Below are 18751 nucleotides of genomic sequence, written 5' to 3'. Positions count from 1 at the left end.
GATCGCTTCGCGCTGAGCCGCGATTCGCGCGGGATCAGGTTGGTGTCGCAGGAAAAGAAGGTTCCCGCGTCGGTGCGTCCGGGTTTCCCAGGATGTCGGCCGGGCAACGGGACCGTCAACCCCTAGCGGCGCCCCTAAGGCACCCAGTACCGCGGCCGGGGATCAGCAGGAACACCGGTGGCCGGCGGGAAAGGGAGTTTCTCGCGACGGATAGGGGTCAGCTGGTGGCGGCTAGGGGCTGCTTTCCCGCCGAGGCCCTCAGTAGCGTGCGGGCAACAAAAAAATCACGGGCGCGATCGGCGTCGATGCCGCGGAGAAGGCGGCTCGGTTCGCGCGTTTCCGTGACACCCTCGGCAATCCTTCTGTGCGGCGACTCGAATTCCGCTGTGCGCCGGATCGGACGGCGGATGGTGGTGACGACGACCAGTACCGTCTCGGCCGGGACCACCCCGGCTGAAGACGGGGTGAACCAAGGGAGATGGCGATGCGCTGGCGGCTGGGTCTTCTTGGGATCGTTTTCCTTGTCGGCGCGGCGGGAATGCCTCCCGTCACGGCCGACGCGACAACTCGCTGGCCGTCGGTCACGCAGCAGGTGCGGGGCCTGACCCAACCGGTGGACCTGCTGGTCGACAAATGGGGTGTGCCGCACATCTACGCGCAGAACACCGCGGATGTGTTCCTGGCACAGGGCTTCGGGGCCGCACGCGATCGAATCTTCCAGATGGACCTGTGGCGGCGCAAGGGGTTGGGCCTGCTTTCCGAAGTATTCGGCGATTCGTTCGCGGAGCAGGACAGGGCCGCCCGGTTGTTCCTGTACCGAGGCGGCATGACGCAGGAGTGGGCCAAGTACGGGCCGGAGGGCAAACTCGCCGCGACGCGGTTCGCCGATGGCGTCAACGCCTATGTGGACTTCCTGGCCGCCAATCCCGCCGCGCTGCCCGAGGAATTCCGGAAACTGGGATACTCCCCGGCCCGCTGGAGCGCCGAGGACGTGGTGAGGATCCGTGCGCACGGGCTCAGTCAGAACCTCAAGAGCGAGGTGGCACGCGCGAAGATCGCCTGTGCCGGCGGGATCGAGGCCGACCGGTACCGGGTCCGGCTCGAACCCGCGCACAGCCCGCCGGTTCCGGCCGGGTTCGACCCGTGTGCGCTGCCCGCCGATGTGGCGCGGGTGTTCACCCTCGCCACCGGCGGCCTGGACTTCAGCGCGGGTGCGAGCGTGCCCGACCCGCTCGTCGAGGTACCGGAGGGCAGTAACGCCTGGGTGGTCGGCACGAACCGGAGCAGCACCGGACGGCCGGTGCTGGCTTCGGACCCGCATCGGGCCATGCCGGCGCCCGCGACCCGGTACGTGTCACACCTGAACGCGCCCGGGCTCGACGTGATCGGCGCCGGTGAACCGTTCGCACCAGGGATCTCGCTGGGGCACAACGAGGTCTCCGGGTTCAGCCTGACGATCTCGGCGATGGACCAGGAGGACCTCTACGTCTACGAACTCGACCCCGCCGATCCCAGCCGGTACCGCTACGGCGGCGGCTGGGAGAGGTTCACCACCGTCACCGAGCGGATTCCGCTGCGTGGCGGGGGCACCAAGGAGGTCGCGCTCCAGTTCACCCGGCACGGCCCGGTGATCAAGACGGACACCGCGGGCAACCGTGCCTACGCCGTGCGTGCCGCCTGGCTGGAGCCGGGCATGTCACCCTATTACGGCAGTCTGAAACACCTGCGTGCCAAGAACTTCGGTGAGTTCAAACAGTCGGTGGACAGCTGGGGCGCACCGGGGCTCAACCACGTGTACGCGAACACGTCCGGCGAGATCGGCATGGCCGTCGGTGGACTCGCCCCGCGGCGGACCGGGTACGACGGACTCCTCCCGGTGCCGGGGGACGGGCGATACGACTGGAACGGCTTCGTGCCCGCCGCGGAACTGCCACGGGTCCACAATCCCGCGAACGGGCTCGTCGTCACCGCCAACGAGTACAACGGTACCGCGCCGGGCGTCGGCTACGAATGGAGCAATCCCGCGCGTTTCCAGCGGATCAACGAGGTCCTGGGGTCGAAGCCGCGAAGCTCCCCGTCCGACTCCGCGACGCTGCAGAACGACCAGCTCTCCCTGCAGGCACGGCGTCTCGTCACGTTGCTCCAGGGTTTGAACAGCACCGATCCGGCGGTGGCCGAAGCGTTGTCGTTGCTGAAGAGCTGGAACGGAGTGCTGGACGCGGGGAGCGCACCCGCGTTGCTGTTCGAGGTGTGGTTCATGTGGCACCTCGGGCCGAACTTCCTGTACTCGGTGCTGCCCCCGGCGGTGGCAGGCGCGATCTTCCTGCCGGATCAGGCGGTACTGATGGACGCCATGGACAACCCGGACCGGTACTTCGGTCCCGGCGGCGCCGCGGTCAGGGACCAGCTGCTGCTGAAGACCCTCGGTACCGCGATGGCGGATGCCAAGCGGCGCGGCGGCGCGGACTCGGCGAAGTGGAAATGGGGCGAGCTGCACCGGGTGACGTTCGCGCATCCGCTGGCACCCAAGGTCGACGAGGCGACGGCCGCCCGGTGGAACGCGGGGCCCGCGTCGATCGGCGGGTCGTGGAACACGGTGAACTCCTCGGTCTACAGCCCGGTCGACTACCAGGGCCTCGCCGGGCCCTCGTTCCGGATGGTGCTCGACGTGGGGAACTGGGACGCCGCGCAGATGATCAACGCGCCAGGGCAATCCGGTGATCCGAACTCGCCGGGCTACGAAGCGATGACCGAGAAGTGGCGGACCGGCAAGTACGTCCCGCTGGTCTACAGCCGCGATGCGGTGGAGCGGAACACCGTCCTGAACATCCGGCTGGTGCCGAAACCCTGACGACCCCGCCCATCCGGACGGCGGCAGCCCCGCACTTCCCAGGAAGTGCGGGGCTGCCGTCCGAGGGGGAGAAGAACTGTCAGGCGATACCCGCCAGCTCGGTGGGCAGGTCGGTGCGGCGGCTGACCTTGAGCTTGCGGTAGGTCTTGGTCAGGTGCTGCTCGACCGTGCTCACCGTGACGCACAGCTTCCGGCTGATCTCCTGGTTGCTGTGGCCGAGCGCGGCCAGCACCGCCACCCGCCGTTCCGCCGTGCTCAGCGGCTCCAGCGGGTTGAACTCGTCCGCGACCCCGGCCGAGCCCGCCAGCGGTTTGCTGTGCATGACCAGCCGGCTGTGGAGCACATTGGCGTGCGCGACCTTCGAGAGCTGGATCGCCCGTCTGGCGAACATCCTGGCCCGGTTCGTCTCACCGAGCACCTGACCGGCCTGGCTCAGGTCGGCCAGGGTGTAAGCCAGTTCGTAGGGGTCACCACAGAGCTGGAGAAGGTCCGCGGCCTCCTGGAGCAGCGGGACCCGCTTGCGGAGGTTGTCGGTGGAGGCCAGCACCCGCAGCGCGACCGCCCTGATCCGCGGTGCCCGGCTGCCGGGCAGCTCCAGCTCCTCGGCGACGAGGCGCTGAGCCACGTCGCCGCGGCCGAGGCGGACGTACACCCTGGCCGCGTCGCTGCGCCACTGTGTGAGCGCGGGGTAGTCCAGCCCCCACCGGCGGGACCGGTCGCCCGCCATCTGGAAGTCGTCCAGCGCGGCGTGCAGCCGGTCGGTCGCCAGATGGTAGTGCCCGCGCGCCTGCAGGTACTGCAACCAGAACCGGGTCTGGTGCGTCGTGCGCGGCATCATGTGCGTGAGCTGCTCGGCCGCTTCGTCGAACCTGCCCATCATGGTGTTGGCCAGCACCAGGTGCGCTCGTGGCGAGCCGATCGCCACCCCCCAGCCCTGCGGCGGCATGATCTCCAGCGCCTTGAGCGCGTGGGCACGCGCTTCGGACGGGTTGCCCAGCTGGAGCGCGATCGCCGCGCGCAGATCGGTGAGGATCGCCCGCCAGGTGGTCGCGTTGCGGTTCTCCGCCTCGGCCAGCAGCTCCTTGCACCATTCCGTAGCACGGTTCGGGCACTGCGCGTACAACAGCGTCTGCAGCGCCGACAGTGCGTACTCGATGGGCATGTCGCTCATCCGCCAGCCCTGCAGCACCTGTTCCGCGTCGTGCACGCTGTCCGTGGTCGTGCCGTCCTTCAGCACGGTGAACAGGGTGCTTCCGGCGGCCTCGCCCCGATCCGCGAAGGCCGGATCGACGGTGTCCTCCAGCAGCCGCGGATGGAAGAACTTCAGCCACTGCAAGGTCATCCGGTAATCGGCGGCCAGCGCCGGCCCGGCGTCGGCGATCGTGTCCCGGAGCCCGACCAGTACCTCCTTGGCTTCATTGGCGAAACCGTGCCAGGCCAGCCATCGGGCCAACGACGGCGCGTGCTCCTGTGACAGCCGCCCGTTCTGCAGTTCGGTCGTGAGCCTGCTGAGGTGCTGACCGGACGCGGCCGGGTCCACCAGCCACTGCACGCCTGCCAGCCGTACGGTCAGATCCGCACGTTGCCGCTCGTCGGCGGAGGTACGCCGCGCGAGGTCGAGATAGGAGACGGCGGCACGGAGATCCGCCTGGGCGACCGCCTGTTCCGCGGTATCCCGCAGGAAGTTGATCGCCCACGTCTCGCCGGACTCTCCCGAAGCGGCGATGTACGCCGCGACCTCGGCCGCGTCGGCTCCCTCGTCGTGCAGCAGTTTGGCCGTGCGCAGGCACAAGGCCGTGTGCTCCTGCCGACCGAGGTCGGCCAGTACGGCGCTGCTGGCCGCCGGGTCACGGAACCGTCCGTGCGCGGTCAGCCCGCCGCTGTCCACAAGGGACAGGAGGTCGGCGACGTGTGCCGGCGACATGTCCGTCACCTTGGCCACGTTGGCGGCCGTGGCGAGTTCGTCGAGTACGGCCACCGCGCGCAGCACGCGAGCGGCGTCGGGATCGGCGCGGTGACAGTAGGACAGCACCGCCTGCCGGTAGTTCTCGCCGATGACCGGTACCGGCGGAAGGGTCTGGCCGCTTCCTGCCACGGCGGTGGCGGCCAGCCAGTCCTCCGCCAGCGCGCACACCAGCATCGGATTGCCACCGGTCAGTTCCACGCAGCCGGTGACGAAGGACGTGTCAGGGATGCTGTCGAGCCGTTCGGCCAGCAGTTCGCCGACGCCTGTGTCGGACAGCGACTGGAGCCGGACGTGCCGCGAATGCGGCTGACGCATGACCTCGGTCCTGAACTGGGCCGAGCCCTCGCCGGTGCGTTCCGCGAGAACCATCAGGACCCGGGCGGAGCGGATCCGCCGGTGCAGATAAAGCAGGGTGTCGGTGGACGACCGGTCCGCGAAATGCGCGTCGTCCACGGTGATCACCACCGGCCGTTCCTTGGCGAGTTCGAGCACGAGCGCGCAGATCGCCTGAGCGAGCAGGAGGGTCGTCTGATCGAAGGCTCGCGGGTCGTTGCCGTGCTGCCTGCTGGTGAGCATGCCGGCGGAAAGCAGGTGGTCCGCTTTCGCCACGACGGTTTCGGGCAAGGCCGCGTTCCGGAACAGCTGTCCGACGACACCCATTTCGAGCGCCTGCTCCACCGGCGAGGCCGTCGCGCTGAGGACCAGCGCGCCGGAGTTGATCGCCTGATCGTTGAGCCGTTCCAGTAGCTCGGTCTTGCCGCTGGCGACACCACCGGAGACGAGGCACGCCCGACCCCGGCCGCCATTCTCGTACACTTCGTTCAGCTGATCAAAAAAGGCGTCTCTTTCTGCGATCGACATAGTGTCCCCCCACAGGGCTTTTGTGACATCACCGTTCATTGACACAGCGCTGATTCCCCAGAATTCACGTGTGAGTGATGTGACCGTACCACCTGATCGGGTGTAGCGGTGATGGTTTCACGGAGGCTGATCCGGGGGCGCCGGTGAGCGGAGTGCCACTTTTTTCAGGCGAGTTCACCTGAATGGAGCTGCGGGGAACGGAATATATACGGAAGGAGGAGTAGGGGTTCTCCGGGAATAGGGGTTGAGTGGGGTCGTTATCTCTGAGTGCGGGCATGCTGGTGCCGCCACTCGTCCCCGTGGCGACTGGTTGGTTAGTGGCCAACCGACCTACGGGGCGCGACGTGGCGAAGGATTAACGAGTCTTTTACCTCGTCGGGGTGAGATCAGGTGGCCACCTTCGAGGTCTGCGCCGCGGCCGGCGTCGGTGACCAGGAGCCGTAGGTGACCGCGCGTAGCAGCCATTCGACCGGACCGTAACGGAACAGTCGCAGCCACAGCCTGCTCACGAGAAGCTGGGCGACGAACAGGCCGAGAGTCAGCAGTAGCACGGTGCCCGGCCGCAGCTTGCCGATCAGCCCGGCTCCGAGGCCGGTGAAGATCAGGGCGCACACGAGCGACTGGGTGAGGTAGTTGGTCAGCGCCATCCGGCCGCCCGCAGCCAGGAAATCGGTCAGTATCCGGATGCGTGGCGAGGAGAAGGCGCGAAGGGCTGTGGCCACATAAGCGGCGGTCAGCAGGGGTGCGGTGGCGTAGCCGACCGTGGTGGCCAGCGTGTCGTGGGTGCCGCCGAAGCTGGCGAAAATCAGTGCTCCGGACAGTCCGATCGGCAGGCCCGCCCACTGGAGCATCCGCAGTACCTGCCCGTGTGCGGCGGGGTCCGCCAGTGCCCGGTGCTTGCCCAGTGCCAGCCCGATGAGGAAGGAGGCAAGGGCGAGCGGGCCCTGTACGACGAGCGTGCCGAGGCTCCACGGCAGCGTCTTGAGGTGTTCGGACAGCACTTGGCTCGCGTTCCCACGCAGTGCTTCGGTGGATCGGGCGCCCTCGATGAGCGCCGACGCCGGGTCTGTGGCGATCGTCCCGGAAAGGCCGACCAGCACCGTCGCGACCGTGGTGGCGACGATCAGCAGACAGGCGACGATCATCGCTGTCCGTGGCCTGATGTTACGGACGGCGAGCAAAATCAGACCGAGGATGGCGTATGTCGCCAATATGTCACCGGGGAACAGCAGCACGGCATGCGCGATGCCGAGGACGAACAGAGCCGCGAGCCGCCTGAGGAAGGCCGGTTTGAAGGGGCTGCCCCTACGTTCGGCCGAATCCATCTGAAGTGTGAAGCTGTATCCGAAAAGGAAAGAGAAAAGCAGGTAGAACTTCATCGTGAACAAAAAGAAGATAATCCATTCGACCGTATCGTCCGCCCAGGAATTGAATGTCGGGTCGGCGATTCCGGTGAAGGCGAAGCCGGAGGAGAACAGGGCCATGTTCACGGCGAGAATGCCCAGCAGGGCAAACCCGCGGAGCGCGTCCACGTGCGCCAGGCGAGTGCCTGAGCCGGTCGCGCCGTCGGCGGTCATCAGATGCACGCCTCTTTGAGTTTGTCGATGTTGCGGACGGTGTCGCGGACCCAGTGGGCGAACGTCTCGACCGTCTCCCGCTTGTTCCTCTGGGACTTGGAGTACTGGTCGGCCAGACCGCCGACGGCGTCGCCGACGTTCTTGTCGGAAACCGTTCCGGCCAGCTCGCGCAGCTTGGCCGACCGGTTCTGGAGTTCGTCGGCGTCCCGCTCGCGGTTCTTGTAGTCAGGCACCATGGCGGCCAGGTTGAGGGCCTGTACGCACGCCTTCGCCTTGCTGGTCGTGGCCTGGGCCTGGCTGCCCTCTTTGCATCCGCTTGTCAAAACAAGCAGGGTAACGAGCAGTAACGAGCACTTCCGAGCCATTCCCGCGGTCATCTTCAACCTTCCGCCGTAGCCGGAAATCGGACATAAAGATCTGATTGCATCGATGCTATTGATCTCGTCATCTCCTGACGATCGGCGTAGAGACGGATATCCGCCTCATCACAACGGAGGAGGCGGCCGCCGGTCTTGGTACCGATTGACGAGGGTGTGCGGGGGCGGGCTGTGATCCAATCGAGCGGTGCGAGAAGCGACAACGGCCCCCGTGACGACCGATGACGCCTCGGTCCCGCTGGAGATCTCCGGCCTGCGGAAAGTGTTCGGTGACAAGGTCGCGGTCGACTCGGCCGAGTTCACGGTCCGCCGCGGCTCGTTCTTCGGTCTGGTCGGGCCGAACGGCGCCGGGAAGACCACCGCCCTGTCCATGGCCGTCGGCCTGCTGAGGCCGGACGCCGGCTCGGTGCGGATCTTCGGCGTGGACGTGTGGCGCGAGCCCGCCAAGGCCAAGGCGTTGATCGGGGTACTGCCGGACGGATTGTCCGTACCCGAGCGGCTCACCGGTCGTGAACTGCTGTTTTACAGCGGACTCCTGCGGGGCCTGGACCGGGAGACCGTCGGCTCGCGGGCCACCGAACTGCTGCAGGTGATGGGGCTGGCCGAGGCCGAGCGGACGCTGATCGTGGACTACTCCGCGGGCATGCGGAAGAAGATCGGCCTGGCCAACGCGTTGCTTCACGCCCCGAGACTGCTGGTGCTCGACGAGCCGTTCGAGGCGGTGGACCCCGTGTCCGCGGCCACCATCCGGATCATCCTCAACCGGTTCGTCGCTTCGGGTGGCGCGGTGGTGCTGTCCAGTCACGTGATGGCGCTGGTGGAGCTGATGTGCGACCACGTCGGCGTGATGTCGGACGGCAAGGTCGTCGCGGTCGGGCCGGTGGACGAGGTCCGGGGCGGCGAACAGGGTCTCGAGCAGGCGTTCGTCACGCTGGTCGGCGGGCATACCGAAGGGGCGGAGGGGCTTGCGTGGCTGTCGTCCTGATCCGGATGCGCCTGCGGGTACTGGCGCATTCCTTTCGGCCGGAGCAGGCGATCACCAGCATCGCCAAGTTGCTGCTGGGCCTGCTCGGGGCCGCGCTCACCATCGGGCTGGCGGCGGTCGGCCTTGACACCGACAAGATCACCGCGGACCTGCTCGGCATGGTGTTCCTGGCCTGGTTCGTCGGGTGGATCATCGTGCCGCTGCTTTCCGGCGGCGGGGACGAGACCCTGCGCCCGGAGCATTTCGTGCTGTTCCCGATGACCTCCCGGCAGCTGGCCTCCGGACTGCTCGGGGTCGCCTTCGTCAGTGGAGGCGCGCTGGTCACCCTCATCGCCGGGGTCGCGCTGGTGGTGTTCGGCGCCGGTCTGGGTCCCGGCGCGACGCTGGTCGCCATTCCGGCACTGCTGCTGCAGACGGCGTTCTTCGTCCTCGCCTCCCGGGTGGTCCTCGCCGCCCTCGGCGCCGCGCTGCGGTCACGCCGCGGGCGGGATCTGGCGCTCCTGCTGGTCGCGGCGCTCTGCGTCTGCGGCTTCCTGCTGCGGTACCCGATCCAGTCGCTCGGCCCGGAGATCGTGCGCGGGAACGCGCCGGTGTTCTCCACGCTCCTGCACCTGCTGCCGTCGGGCTGGGGGATCGCGGCGGTCGAGGCGGCGGAACGGGCCGACTGGCCGATCGTGCTCGGCGCGTTGCTCGGACTCGCGGTGCTGATCGCGCTGCTTCTGCGCGCGTGGGCGCCGCTGATCGAACGCCGGATCACCGCCAGGGCCGCGACCGGCCGCAGCAGCCGGGCCGGAACCGACGGGCTGCTGGTCCGGGTGCTGCCGGCGACCCCGCTGGGTGCCGTCGTCCACAAGGAACTGCTCACCTGGGGCCGTGACGCGCGTCGCCGGGCGGTGCTGGTCACCTCGCTGGCGGCGCTGCCGGGCGCGGTGGTGCCCGCGTTGAGCGGCGCCGAGCTGCTGCTGCCGTTCGCCGGGCTGTTCGTCTTGGGCCTCGCCTGCGCGGAGACCTCGAACCTCTACGGACTCGACGGCGGCGGTGTGTGGCACACACTGGTGGCGCCCGATTCCGAGCGGGCCGACGTCCGCGGTCGTCAGCTGGCGTGGGCGCTCGTGGTGGCGCCGTTCTGTATCGCGCTCACCGTGGGCTTCACCGTCTTCAGTGGACTGGACTGGGCTTGGCCGTGGGTGCTCGCACTCCTGCCCGCGGGCATCGGCGGCTGCGCGGGCTCGGTGGTGCTGCTCTCGGTGATCGCCGCGTACCCGGTGCCGCAGAACGCCGACAGCAATCCCTTCACTTCGGGCACCAACCCGCACTATCTCCAGCTGGGCCTCATCCCGCTGCTGCTCACCGCGATCGGCCCCTCGACCGCGCTGCTGATCCTGGGCTTGGCCGAGGACCGCCCCGTACTCGGCTGGCTGGCCGTGCCCGTCGGGGTGGTCGTCGGAGCGCTGATGTGGTGGCAGTGCGGCCGTCAGGCGTACCGACGGCTCGAGCGCCGCGGCCCGGAGCTGTTCAAGGTGGTGCGCCAGGGCGTGTGAGCCACCGGCGCACCGGACTCGTCAGTTGGACCCGACGCTTCTCGACTGTCCACAAAGGAACTTTCGCAGTTCGATGCCCTGTTCGACCTATTTGCACTGTTTCGGATGGAGGTCGTGAGCGGCAAAGAGGGCTATTGAGGGGTAAGTCGAACGTGTCGTGTTTCAGGCGAGGCGGTGGCCTGGGCGGCGCACTCGCGTGCTTGAAGACGGATCTCGCGTGCTCGGGCGCCGTACATCCGAGTGCGGTAGCCAGGCACGCGAGTCACGTCTCCGAGCACACGAGATTCGGGCTCAAGCACACGAGTCACGCCTTCGCGCCCACTGTCACCCCGGGTGAACGGGCCCGCCCCTTTACCTACCTGCCGCTCGGGTGTTGCGAAAGCCACTTTCGCAACCTTCAACGTTGCGAAAGTGGCTTTCGCAACACCCCGCCATGCGGCCGGACGCTACGACGGCGCCGACCACGCCACCTTTGACTTACCCCTCGATCGTCCACAAGGGACACAAGTCAAGTGGAAATTTCCGATTCGTCCCTGTTTGATCGTATATCCTGGTCCGTGAAGGCCTCCTTCCCTACTCTGAAGGTAGGGAAGGAGGCCTTCACGGACTAACAACTCGCGTTCTCGTCGACCCGATACCTTTGCCGTACCCCTCAGTGCTTGCTCAGCGGCAGGGTCCGCAGGCCGCGGATCACCAGCGACCGGCGCACCTTCGGCTCGCTCGCCACCTTCAGCTTCGGCATCCGGGCGGCGAGGGCCTGGAACGCCACCTCACCCTCCAGCCGGGCCAGCGGCGCGCCGATGCAGTAGTGGATGCCGCTGGAGAAGGACAGGTGGTCCGGGCCGTCCGTGCGGTTGAGGTCGAACCGGTCCGGTTCGGTGTAGACCTCGGGATCGCGGTTCGCCGCGCCGATCAGCAGCACCACCTGGGTGTCCGCCGGAATGACCGTGCCGTGCAGCTCGACATCCTCGTGCGGCAACCGTTGTGACTGCTGCACCGGTGACTCGTAGCGCAGTGTCTCTTCGACGGCTTTCGCCGCCAGGTCCGGGTTTTCGCGCAGCTGGTCCCACTGGTCGGGATGCCGCAGCAGGGCCAGCGTGCCGTTGCCGATCAGGTTGGCCGTGGTCTCGGAGCCCGCGATGGCCAGCAGGCCGAAGATGTTGACCAGTTCCTCGGCGGTCAGCTTGTCCTCGGCCCTCGCCTGGACGAGACTGGTGGTCAGATCGTCACGGGGGTCGGCCCGGCGCTGGTCGATCAGTTCGCCGAAGAGGACCGTGAGTTCCTGGATCGAAATACGCAGCTGCTTGGCGAATTTCACCGAGCTGACGCCGTCGAGCGTCGCGCCGATCACCGCGCCGTGGCGCAGGAAATCCGTCCAGCGGTCTTCGCCGATGCCGAGCAGCTGGCCGATCACGACCAGCGGCAGCCGGGTGGCGAACCCGGCCATCAGGTCGAAACTGTCGTCGCGCTCCAGCTCGTCGAGCAGCTCCTCGCAGGCGCGTTCGACGGCGGGCCGGAAGCGCTCGATCGTGCGCGGGCCGAACGAGGGCGCGACCAGGCGGCGCAATCGGCCGTGGTCCGGTGGGTCCAGTTCCAGGAAGGACACGTCCAGCTTCGGCGCGTCCTTGAGTCCGCCGTTCAACACTTTTCCTTCGGTGGTACGGATTCCGAAGCGTTTGTCGCGGAGGATCGAATCGATCAGCGGATGGCTGGCGGTGAGCCACGGCCCGAGTTTGCTGCGGTGCAACGGTCCGAGCTCCCGGACCCGCTGGTGCACCGGATACGGATTCTCCTGGCCGCGCAACAGATCCGCGAACGGATCGCCGAGCACCCCGCTGAACCGGACCAGCGCCTTCGCGGCGAGCAGGGTCGTGCCCAGCCGGAGATCACCGACGCGGCTCTGGGTTGCGGTCACCATGGAAAGTCCTCTCCGGGAACGGGAACAACCAATGGCCGCATCGTTCCACGGAAGTCTTACCCGCCGAGCCGGGACGAACCCCTAGCCATCCCCTACGCGGCCCCAGAACACGTTTACGCGGTAGAGGAAGGAGTGCGCCCGACAGTACGGTCGGGCGATCCAGACGCCGATGGCAGGGTCATCGCGCGCGGTCCGGAGTCGCCCGGGAAACCGGGACCAGTGCGGTGGGGGATCTCAGTGGAACAGAGCGTTTCGGCGCCGGCGATCTCGCCGGCAGGCGAAGTCCAGGACGTCGACGGCGACCGTCGACCGGTGTTCGCCCGGGCACCGGTCGCGATCGTGGCCGCCGTCGTCGGGCTGGCGCTGCTGGCTACCAGCGGCTCCTACGGCTACCACCGGGACGAGCTCTACTTCCTCGCCGCGGGCGCGCATCCGGACTGGGGCTATGTCGACCAGCCGCCGTTGGTGCCGCTGCTCGCCTGGGTGCTCGATCACGTCTCGGGCGGTTCGCTGGTCGTGCTGCGGCTGCCGGCGATCCTGCTGGCGGTGCTGGGTGTGCTCGTCACCGCGCTGATCGCCCGCGAGTTCGGCGGTGGGCGGCGGGCGCAGGTGATCGCCGCGGCGGCCTACGGCGCGGCGCCGATCACGCTGCTGGCCGGGCACTGGCTGGCGACCAACTCGGTGGACATGTTCTTCTGGGCGCTGGCCACCCTGCTGCTGGTGCGCTGGGTGCGCACCAGGGACGATCGGCTGCTGCTCCTGCTCGGGATCGCCGCCGGGGTGGCGTTGCAGGCCAAGTACCTGATCGTGTTCTTCCTGGTGTTCGCGGTGGCGGCGGCCGCGCTCGCCGGGCCCCGGGAACTGCTGCGGCGTCCGATGCTCTGGGCGGGTGCCGCGATCGCGGTCGTCTGCGCGCTGCCGACAGTGTTCTGGCAGGCCGCGAACGGCTGGCCGCAGATCGAGATGAGCGAGGCGATCGCGCAGTCCGCCGAGGCCACCGGTGGCCGGATCGGCTACCTGCCGACCCTGCTTTCGCTGGCCGGCCTGCCCGCGCTTCTGCTCCTGTTCGGCGCGGGACGGCTGCTGTGGTCGGACCGGCTGCGGCAATGGCGGTTCCTCGGATTCACCTTCGTCGCCCTGCTGGTGGTGTTCATCGCGATCAACGGGCGCGCCGACTACCTGGCCGGTGTCTTCCCGTTGTTGCTGGCCGCGGGCGCCGCCGGGCTGGGACCGTCACCGCGTACCCGGTGGGTGCCGTGGGTGGCCTGGCCGGTGCTGCCGGTTTCGGCCGCACTGGCCGCCGCGTTGATGCTCCCGATCTATCCGGTCGCCTCGTTGGCGAGCTCCCCTCAGGGGCCGGCCGAGTCGGCACAGACCGTGGGCTGGCCCGAGTTCGCGGGCGCCGTCGAGCGGACACAGCGGACGATGCCGCCGGGCACGGTCGTGCTCACCGCGGACTACGCCCAGGCCGGTGCCCTGTACAAGTTCGCGCCGGAGCTCGCCGTCTACAGCGCGCATCGTGGCTACGCGTACTTCGGTGTCCCGCCGGAGAACACGACGTCGGTGTTGTTCGCCGGGTCCGATCCCGGCGAACTGGGGAAGTACTTCGGCTCGGTGCGACCGGCGGGCACCACCGGAAACGCTTACAACGGCCTGAAGAACCTGGCGCTGGACGTTCCGCTTTGGATCTGCGACAAGCCACTGGACGGCTGGCCGCGGCTCTGGGAACGCATGCGCCACATCGCCTGAAGCCGCCGGTTCCGTTCTCGGGGCCCTGAGCTGGGGCGGGGCGCGGCGTGAAGGGGGCGATAGGGGTATCCCTTCCCGAATAACGGTTTTAGGCTCGCCTCGGCGGTACTTGCGTTGATTCGCCCATGATGCCGGGGATCTCCGGCGACTTTCCGTCCCGGTGTGGAGGAATACCATGACTGCGAGAATTTTCGCCCCGGACTCGGTGCGTACTTTTTCCGAACTCGAACGCGAGGTGGTCGGCGTCGCCGAGGCGCTGCGTCAGCGGGGCGCGGGCCCCGGCGTGCGCGTCATGCTCAAGGCAGGCAACTCCGCCGGGTACGTGAGCACGCTGTTCGCGCTGATGCACGTCGGTGCCTCGATCGTGCTGGTGGACCAGCAGGAACGCCCGGAGGAGACTCGCCGGATCGCGCAGCGCGCCGGCGTGAAACTGATCATCGCCGACGACGACGCGCCGCTGGCCGACGTCGAGAACACGTCGTTCATCTACGAGCTGATGATCGATGCGCCGGGCTTCGCCCCCGCGTATCCCCGAGTGTCCTTTGAGGACTGGTGCGAGCTGCCTGACAGCCTGCTGATGTGGTCCTCGGGCTCCACCGGCGAGCCCAAGGGCATCGTCAAGAACGGTGGGCGGTTCCTGCGGAACCTGCAGCGCAACGCCGACCAGGTCGGCCACACCGAGCAGGACGTCCTGCTGCCCCTGCTGCCGTTCTCGCACCAGTACGGCATTTCCATGGTGGGCATCGCCTGGCTGACCCGGTGCTCACTGGTGATCGCGCCCTACCGTCGTCCGGACCGGGCGATGCTCATGGCGGGGCAGTGCGGGGCCACCGTCGTCGACGCCGCCCCGGCCACCTACCGGAGCATGCTCAACATCCTCCGCAAACGCCCACAGGTCAAAGAGCAGCTGCGCACGGTGCGGATGTTCTGCAGCGGTGCCGCGCCACTGGACGGACCGCTGGTGGACGCCTACGTCGAGGAGTTCGGGCTGCCGCTGCTGGACAGTTACGGCAGCACGGAAGCGGGCAACGTCGCCTTCGCCACCCCGGAGAACGCGGTCGGCTGTGGACGCGCGATGCCGGGGCTGACGGTGGAGGCGGTGGACGACGAGAACCGGCCGGTGGCCGCCGGCGAGATCGGCGAGCTGATCATCCACACCCCGGACATCCTGACCGGCTACCTCGCCGAGGACGGCACTGTCGACCCTGTCGACCATGAGACCTACCGCAGCGGTGACTTCGGCTACCTGGACGCGGACGGCAACGTGTTCGTCCTCGGCCGCAAGTTCGCCGTGCACCGCAACGGTTTCACGCTGTATCCGGAGATCATCGAGCGCAAGGTGAGCGCCGCGGGCTGCTCGGCGAAGCTGATCGCGTTGCCGGACGAGCAGCGAGGCGCGCGCCTGACGCTCTTCGTCGAGGACGAACAGCTGCGGGAACCCGCACACTGGCGCCCACTGGTCGACGACGTGCTGGCGGAGTCCGAACGGCCGAACCGGATCCGCGTGATCGAGCGGTTCCCGTTGAACCGCAACGGAAAACCGGACCGCGGCCAGCTCACCGCACTCGCGTCCGGGATCGGCGAATAACGGTGGCGGCGGAAACGGCCTACTTCTTTCCCGGCCTCGACGGGTTCCGGCTCGCCGAGATCGGCAAGTTCCTCGTGCTCAGCCCGTTCGCGCGCGAACGGCTGGCGGTCGCCGACGAGGTGCTCGGCTACTCGGTCACCCGCGCGCTGCGCGACTCCGGCGACTACGCGTCCCCCGCGGCTCGTGCCGCCACGCTGGTGAACGCGCTTTCCCTGGCGGACTGGGCGAAGGAGAACCTGGGCGAGCCCGGCTACTGCGTCGGCATGAGCTTCGGCGAGCTGATCGCCGCGGCGCACGCGGAATGCCTGCCGTTCGCCGACGCCGTCCGGGTCGCCGCCGGGGTGGGCGAGTGCGAACTCGACTACTTCCGTACCGCGCACCAGGATCTCGTCACCCAGGTGGTGACCAGGGTGGCCGCCGAACGGATGGACGAGCTGCTGGCGGACCTGTCCGATCGCGGGGTCTGGTACGACCTGTCCGGGCACGTGGACGACGGCCACTACCTGATCACCATGGCGGAGAAGCATCTGGAGGAGTTCACCGCCGGGGTCGGCCGGGCCGGCGGGTACTCGTTGTACGCCATGCGCCCGGCCGCGCACTGTAGTGCCTTCGGACCGCTTCGCGACCGGATCGAGGCGGAGGTGCTGGGCGGCACCGTGTTCGCCGACCCGGCCGTCCCGCTTGTGTCCGATGTGGATGGTTCGGTCCTGCGGACCGGCCGTGCGGTGCGGGAACTGGTACTCAGCGGCTTCCTGCGCCCGCTGGGGTGGCGTTCCACGGCCGGTGCGCTGGCCGGGCTCGGAGTACGCAGGCTGTGTGTGGTGGGGCTGGACCGGATGTGGTTCCGGCTGGCGGTCACCAAGAAGAACTTCGTCGTGGAACCGGTGAACCAGGCCACGGTGCTGCGGCACCGTCGAGATTGACCGCGGCGCGGTGCTGGTTCGCTCGGACAAAAGCTTGAGATGGGGAGTCGTTGGCCATGGCCAGTGCGGATGATGTCACTGAGAACTCCGTCCGGACGGCCGCGCTGCGCGACCGCCTGACGTCCGCGTCCGCCGCGGAGCGCGCGCGGTCGCTGCTCCGGCTGGTCCGGGAACAGGTCGCGGACGCGCTGGCGCACGTCCGGCCGGAGGCGGTCGGTCCGCGAACGGTCCTGCCGGACCTCGGCTTCGATTCCCTTGCGGCGGTGGCCCTGCACCGCGGGCTGGTCGCGGCGACCGGGCTGGACCTCCCGGTGACGATGGCCTTCGACCAGCCGACGGTGTCGGCGCTGGTCGATTTCCTCGAGGGTGAGCTGCTGGGCCGCACCAGGGCCGGAGCCGGCGCGCCCGCGCGGGCGGCCGACGACGGCGAACCCATCGCCATCGTCGCGATGGGCTGCCGCTTCCCCGGCGGCGCCGAGACCCCGGACCGGTTCTGGGAGCTGATCGCCGACGGCGCGGACAGCACCGCCGGATTCCCCGAGGACCGCGGCTGGGACCTGGCCGCCCTGTTCGGCCAGGACGACGGTCACAGCGCCGTGAGCACCACTCGCCGCGGCGGGTTCCTCGCCCACGCCGACCGGTTCGACCCGGCGTTCTTCGGCATCAGCCCGCGTGAGGCGCTGGCCATGGATCCGCAGCAGCGCCTGCTGCTGGAAACATCCTGGGAGACCTTCGAGCAGGCCGGTCTCACCCCGGGTTCGCTGCGGGGGAGCCGGACCGGCGTTTTCGTCGGCGCCGAGAACCACGAATACGGCCCGCGTACGGATCAGGCGCAGGATGGGCTCGAGGGCTACCTCGTCACCGGGACGGCGGCGAGCGTGGTCTCGGGCCGGATCGCCTACACGTTCGGCTTCGAGGGCCCGGCGATCACCGTGGACACCGCGTGTTCGTCCTCGTTGGTCGCCCTGCACCTCGCGGTGGCCGCGTTGCGCCGCGGCGAATGCGACCTGGCGCTCGCCGGCGGGGTCGCGGTCATGTCCGGCCCCGCCTCGTTCGTCGCCTTCAGCCGCCAGCAGGGTTTGGCCGCCGACGGCCGCTGCAAGCCGTTCGCGGCCGCCGCCGACGGGACCGGCTGGGGCGAGGGAGCCGGTCTGGTCCTGGTCGAGCGGTTGTCCGACGCGAAGCGCAACGGACACCGTGTACTGGCGCTCGTCCGCGGTTCCGCGGTGAACTCCGATGGCGCGAGCAACGGCCTCACCGCGCCGAACGGACCCTCCCAGCAGCGGGTCATCCGCGAGGCGCTGGCGTCGGCCGGGCTCGAACCCGCCGAGGTGGACGTCGTGGAGGCACACGGCACCGGGACGAAGCTGGGCGATCCGATCGAGGCACAAGCGCTGCTCGCCACCTACGGCCAGGACCGGCCCGGCGACCGTCCGCTGCTGCTCGGCTCGGTCAAGTCGAATATCGGGCACACCCAGGCCGCCGCCGGTATCGCCGGGGTGATCAAGATGGTGCAGGCGATGAGCCGCGGCGTCGTGCCGCCGACCCTGCACGTCGACGAGCCGACCCCGTTCGTGAACTGGGCCGCAGGCGCCGTGCGGCTGGTCACCGAGACCACGCCTTGGCCGGAACTGGACCGTCCGCGCCGGGCGGCGGTGTCCTCGTTCGGGATGAGCGGGACCAACGCGCACACCATTCTCGAGCTGCCCGAGCCGGAGCCGGCGCCTGAGTCCGAAAAGGACATCCACCACCGGGTGCCCTGGGTGCTGTCGGCGCGGTCGGACGCCGGGCTGCTGGCACAGGCCGCCAGGCTGAAGGACTTCGTGGCGGAGCTCGAAACGCCCGGCGTGGGCGAGATCGGTACCGCGCTGGCCACCACCAGGACGGCGTTCGAGCACCGCGCGGTGGTGACCGGCTCGGCGCTCGGCGATCTGCTCGCCGGGGTGTCCGGTCTGGCCGAGGACTCGGTGCCCGCGGGCACCGTGCGCGCGACCGTGGCGGAGAACGCCGACAAGGTCGTGTTCGTCTTCCCCGGCCAGGGCTCGCAGTGGGCCGGTATGGCGGTGGACCTGCTGGACAGCTCGCCGGTGTTCGCCAAGCGGCTGCGTGAGTGCGCGGCCGCGCTGGAACAGTTCGTCGACTGGTCGGTGCTCGACGCGCTGAGCGCGGACGCGGAAGACCCGTGCTGGACGCGGGTCGACGTGGTGCAGCCGGTGTTGTGGGCGGTCATGGTGTCCCTGGCCGAACTCTGGCGGTCCGCCGGGGTGGAACCGGCCGCGGTCATCGGCCATTCACAGGGCGAGATCGCCGCCGCCTGCGTCGCGGGCGCGCTGAGCCTCGACACGCTGACGCTATTCGCCGGAGAAGGCCTGAGTTACGAGGAAATCGCTGCCGCACTGGACATTCCGGTCGGAA

The 18751-nt window shown here is 68.8% G+C and carries 10 protein-coding genes and 1 pseudogene; 7 read left to right on the top strand and 4 right to left on the bottom strand.

The features are described from left to right. Positions 1 to 484 precede the first annotated feature (484 nt). Positions 485 to 2851, top strand: coding sequence for a penicillin acylase family protein (locus tag H5J31_RS03140; protein WP_236004626.1), 2367 nt, complete (start codon positions 485 to 487; stop codon positions 2849 to 2851). A 79-nt stretch (positions 2852 to 2930) separates the two neighbouring features. Here the strand turns inward: H5J31_RS03140 and H5J31_RS03135 are convergent, their stop codons facing one another. From H5J31_RS03135 to H5J31_RS03125, 3 genes are all read right to left on the bottom strand, one after another. Next, positions 2931 to 5678 carry a helix-turn-helix transcriptional regulator gene (locus tag H5J31_RS03135; protein ID WP_236004624.1) on the bottom strand — a complete coding sequence of 916 codons (2748 nt, stop codon included), beginning with the start codon at positions 5676 to 5678 and terminating at the stop codon, positions 2931 to 2933. A 386-nt stretch (positions 5679 to 6064) separates the two neighbouring features. Then, the gene (locus H5J31_RS03130) at positions 6065 to 7255 is read right to left on the bottom strand and encodes a DUF418 domain-containing protein (protein ID WP_181770895.1); all 1191 of its coding nucleotides are present in this window, start codon (positions 7253 to 7255) and stop codon (positions 6065 to 6067) included. Continuing rightward, positions 7255 to 7578 carry a hypothetical protein gene (locus tag H5J31_RS03125; protein WP_236004619.1) on the bottom strand — a complete coding sequence of 108 codons (324 nt, stop codon included), beginning with the start codon at positions 7576 to 7578 and terminating at the stop codon, positions 7255 to 7257. The genes H5J31_RS03130 and H5J31_RS03125 overlap by 1 nt, the downstream gene beginning before the upstream one ends. 265 nt (positions 7579 to 7843) lie before the next feature. Between H5J31_RS03125 and H5J31_RS03120 the strand changes: the two genes are divergently transcribed. Together H5J31_RS03120 and H5J31_RS03115 are read left to right on the top strand one after the other, a co-directional pair. Further along, positions 7844 to 8617, top strand: a complete 774-nt coding sequence (locus H5J31_RS03120) for an ABC transporter ATP-binding protein (protein WP_181770893.1) — start codon at positions 7844 to 7846, stop codon at positions 8615 to 8617. After that, positions 8602 to 10158 carry a hypothetical protein gene (locus H5J31_RS03115; protein WP_181770892.1) on the top strand — a complete coding sequence of 519 codons (1557 nt, stop codon included), beginning with the start codon at positions 8602 to 8604 and terminating at the stop codon, positions 10156 to 10158. The genes H5J31_RS03120 and H5J31_RS03115 overlap by 16 nt, the downstream gene beginning before the upstream one ends. Positions 10159 to 10810: 652 nt before the next feature. Here the strand turns inward: H5J31_RS03115 and H5J31_RS03110 are convergent. Next, positions 10811 to 12076 (bottom strand): cytochrome P450, encoded by a 1266-nt coding sequence (locus tag H5J31_RS03110; protein ID WP_181770891.1) that lies wholly within the window; start codon positions 12074 to 12076, stop codon positions 10811 to 10813. A 237-nt stretch (positions 12077 to 12313) separates the two neighbouring features. Here H5J31_RS03110 and H5J31_RS03105 point away from each other — a divergent pair, with 237 nt between their 5' ends. The 4 genes and pseudogenes from H5J31_RS03105 to H5J31_RS03090 form a co-directional block, all read left to right on the top strand. Next, complete coding sequence (locus tag H5J31_RS03105; protein ID WP_328701358.1) at positions 12314 to 13825, top strand: ArnT family glycosyltransferase; 1512 nt, start codon at positions 12314 to 12316, stop codon at positions 13823 to 13825. A 175-nt stretch (positions 13826 to 14000) separates the two neighbouring features. Further along, positions 14001 to 15413, top strand: coding sequence for a class I adenylate-forming enzyme family protein (locus tag H5J31_RS03100; protein ID WP_181770890.1), 1413 nt, complete (start codon positions 14001 to 14003; stop codon positions 15411 to 15413). 2 nt (positions 15414 to 15415) lie between these two features. Then, positions 15416 to 16336, top strand: coding sequence for an ACP S-malonyltransferase (locus tag H5J31_RS03095; RefSeq protein ID WP_207897360.1), 921 nt, complete (start codon positions 15416 to 15418; stop codon positions 16334 to 16336). 98 nt (positions 16337 to 16434) lie between these two features. Then, positions 16435 to 18751: pseudogene (locus tag H5J31_RS03090) on the top strand (type I polyketide synthase); the annotation flags it as partial.

The organism is Amycolatopsis pittospori, from assembly GCF_013870525.1.
Lineage (GTDB): Bacteria > Actinomycetota > Actinomycetes > Mycobacteriales > Pseudonocardiaceae > Amycolatopsis > Amycolatopsis pittospori.
Note: the sequence above shows the minus strand (reverse complement) of the source record. Positions and strands in the feature narration are given on the sequence as shown.

Bases quoted from the DNA above. Each gene is read 5' to 3' on its own strand.
- H5J31_RS03100 (WP_181770890.1), top strand. From the start codon at position 14,001: ATGACTGCGAGAATTTTCGCCCCGGACTCGGTGCGTACTTTTTCCGAA.
- H5J31_RS03140 (WP_236004626.1), top strand. From the start codon at position 485: ATGCGCTGGCGGCTGGGTCTTCTTGGGATCGTTTTCCTTGTCGGCGCG.
- H5J31_RS03110 (WP_181770891.1), bottom strand. From the start codon at position 12,076: ATGGTGACCGCAACCCAGAGCCGCGTCGGTGATCTCCGGCTGGGCACG.
- H5J31_RS03135 (WP_236004624.1), bottom strand. From the start codon at position 5,678: ATGTCGATCGCAGAAAGAGACGCCTTTTTTGATCAGCTGAACGAAGTG.
- H5J31_RS03130 (WP_181770895.1), bottom strand. From the start codon at position 7,255: ATGACCGCCGACGGCGCGACCGGCTCAGGCACTCGCCTGGCGCACGTG.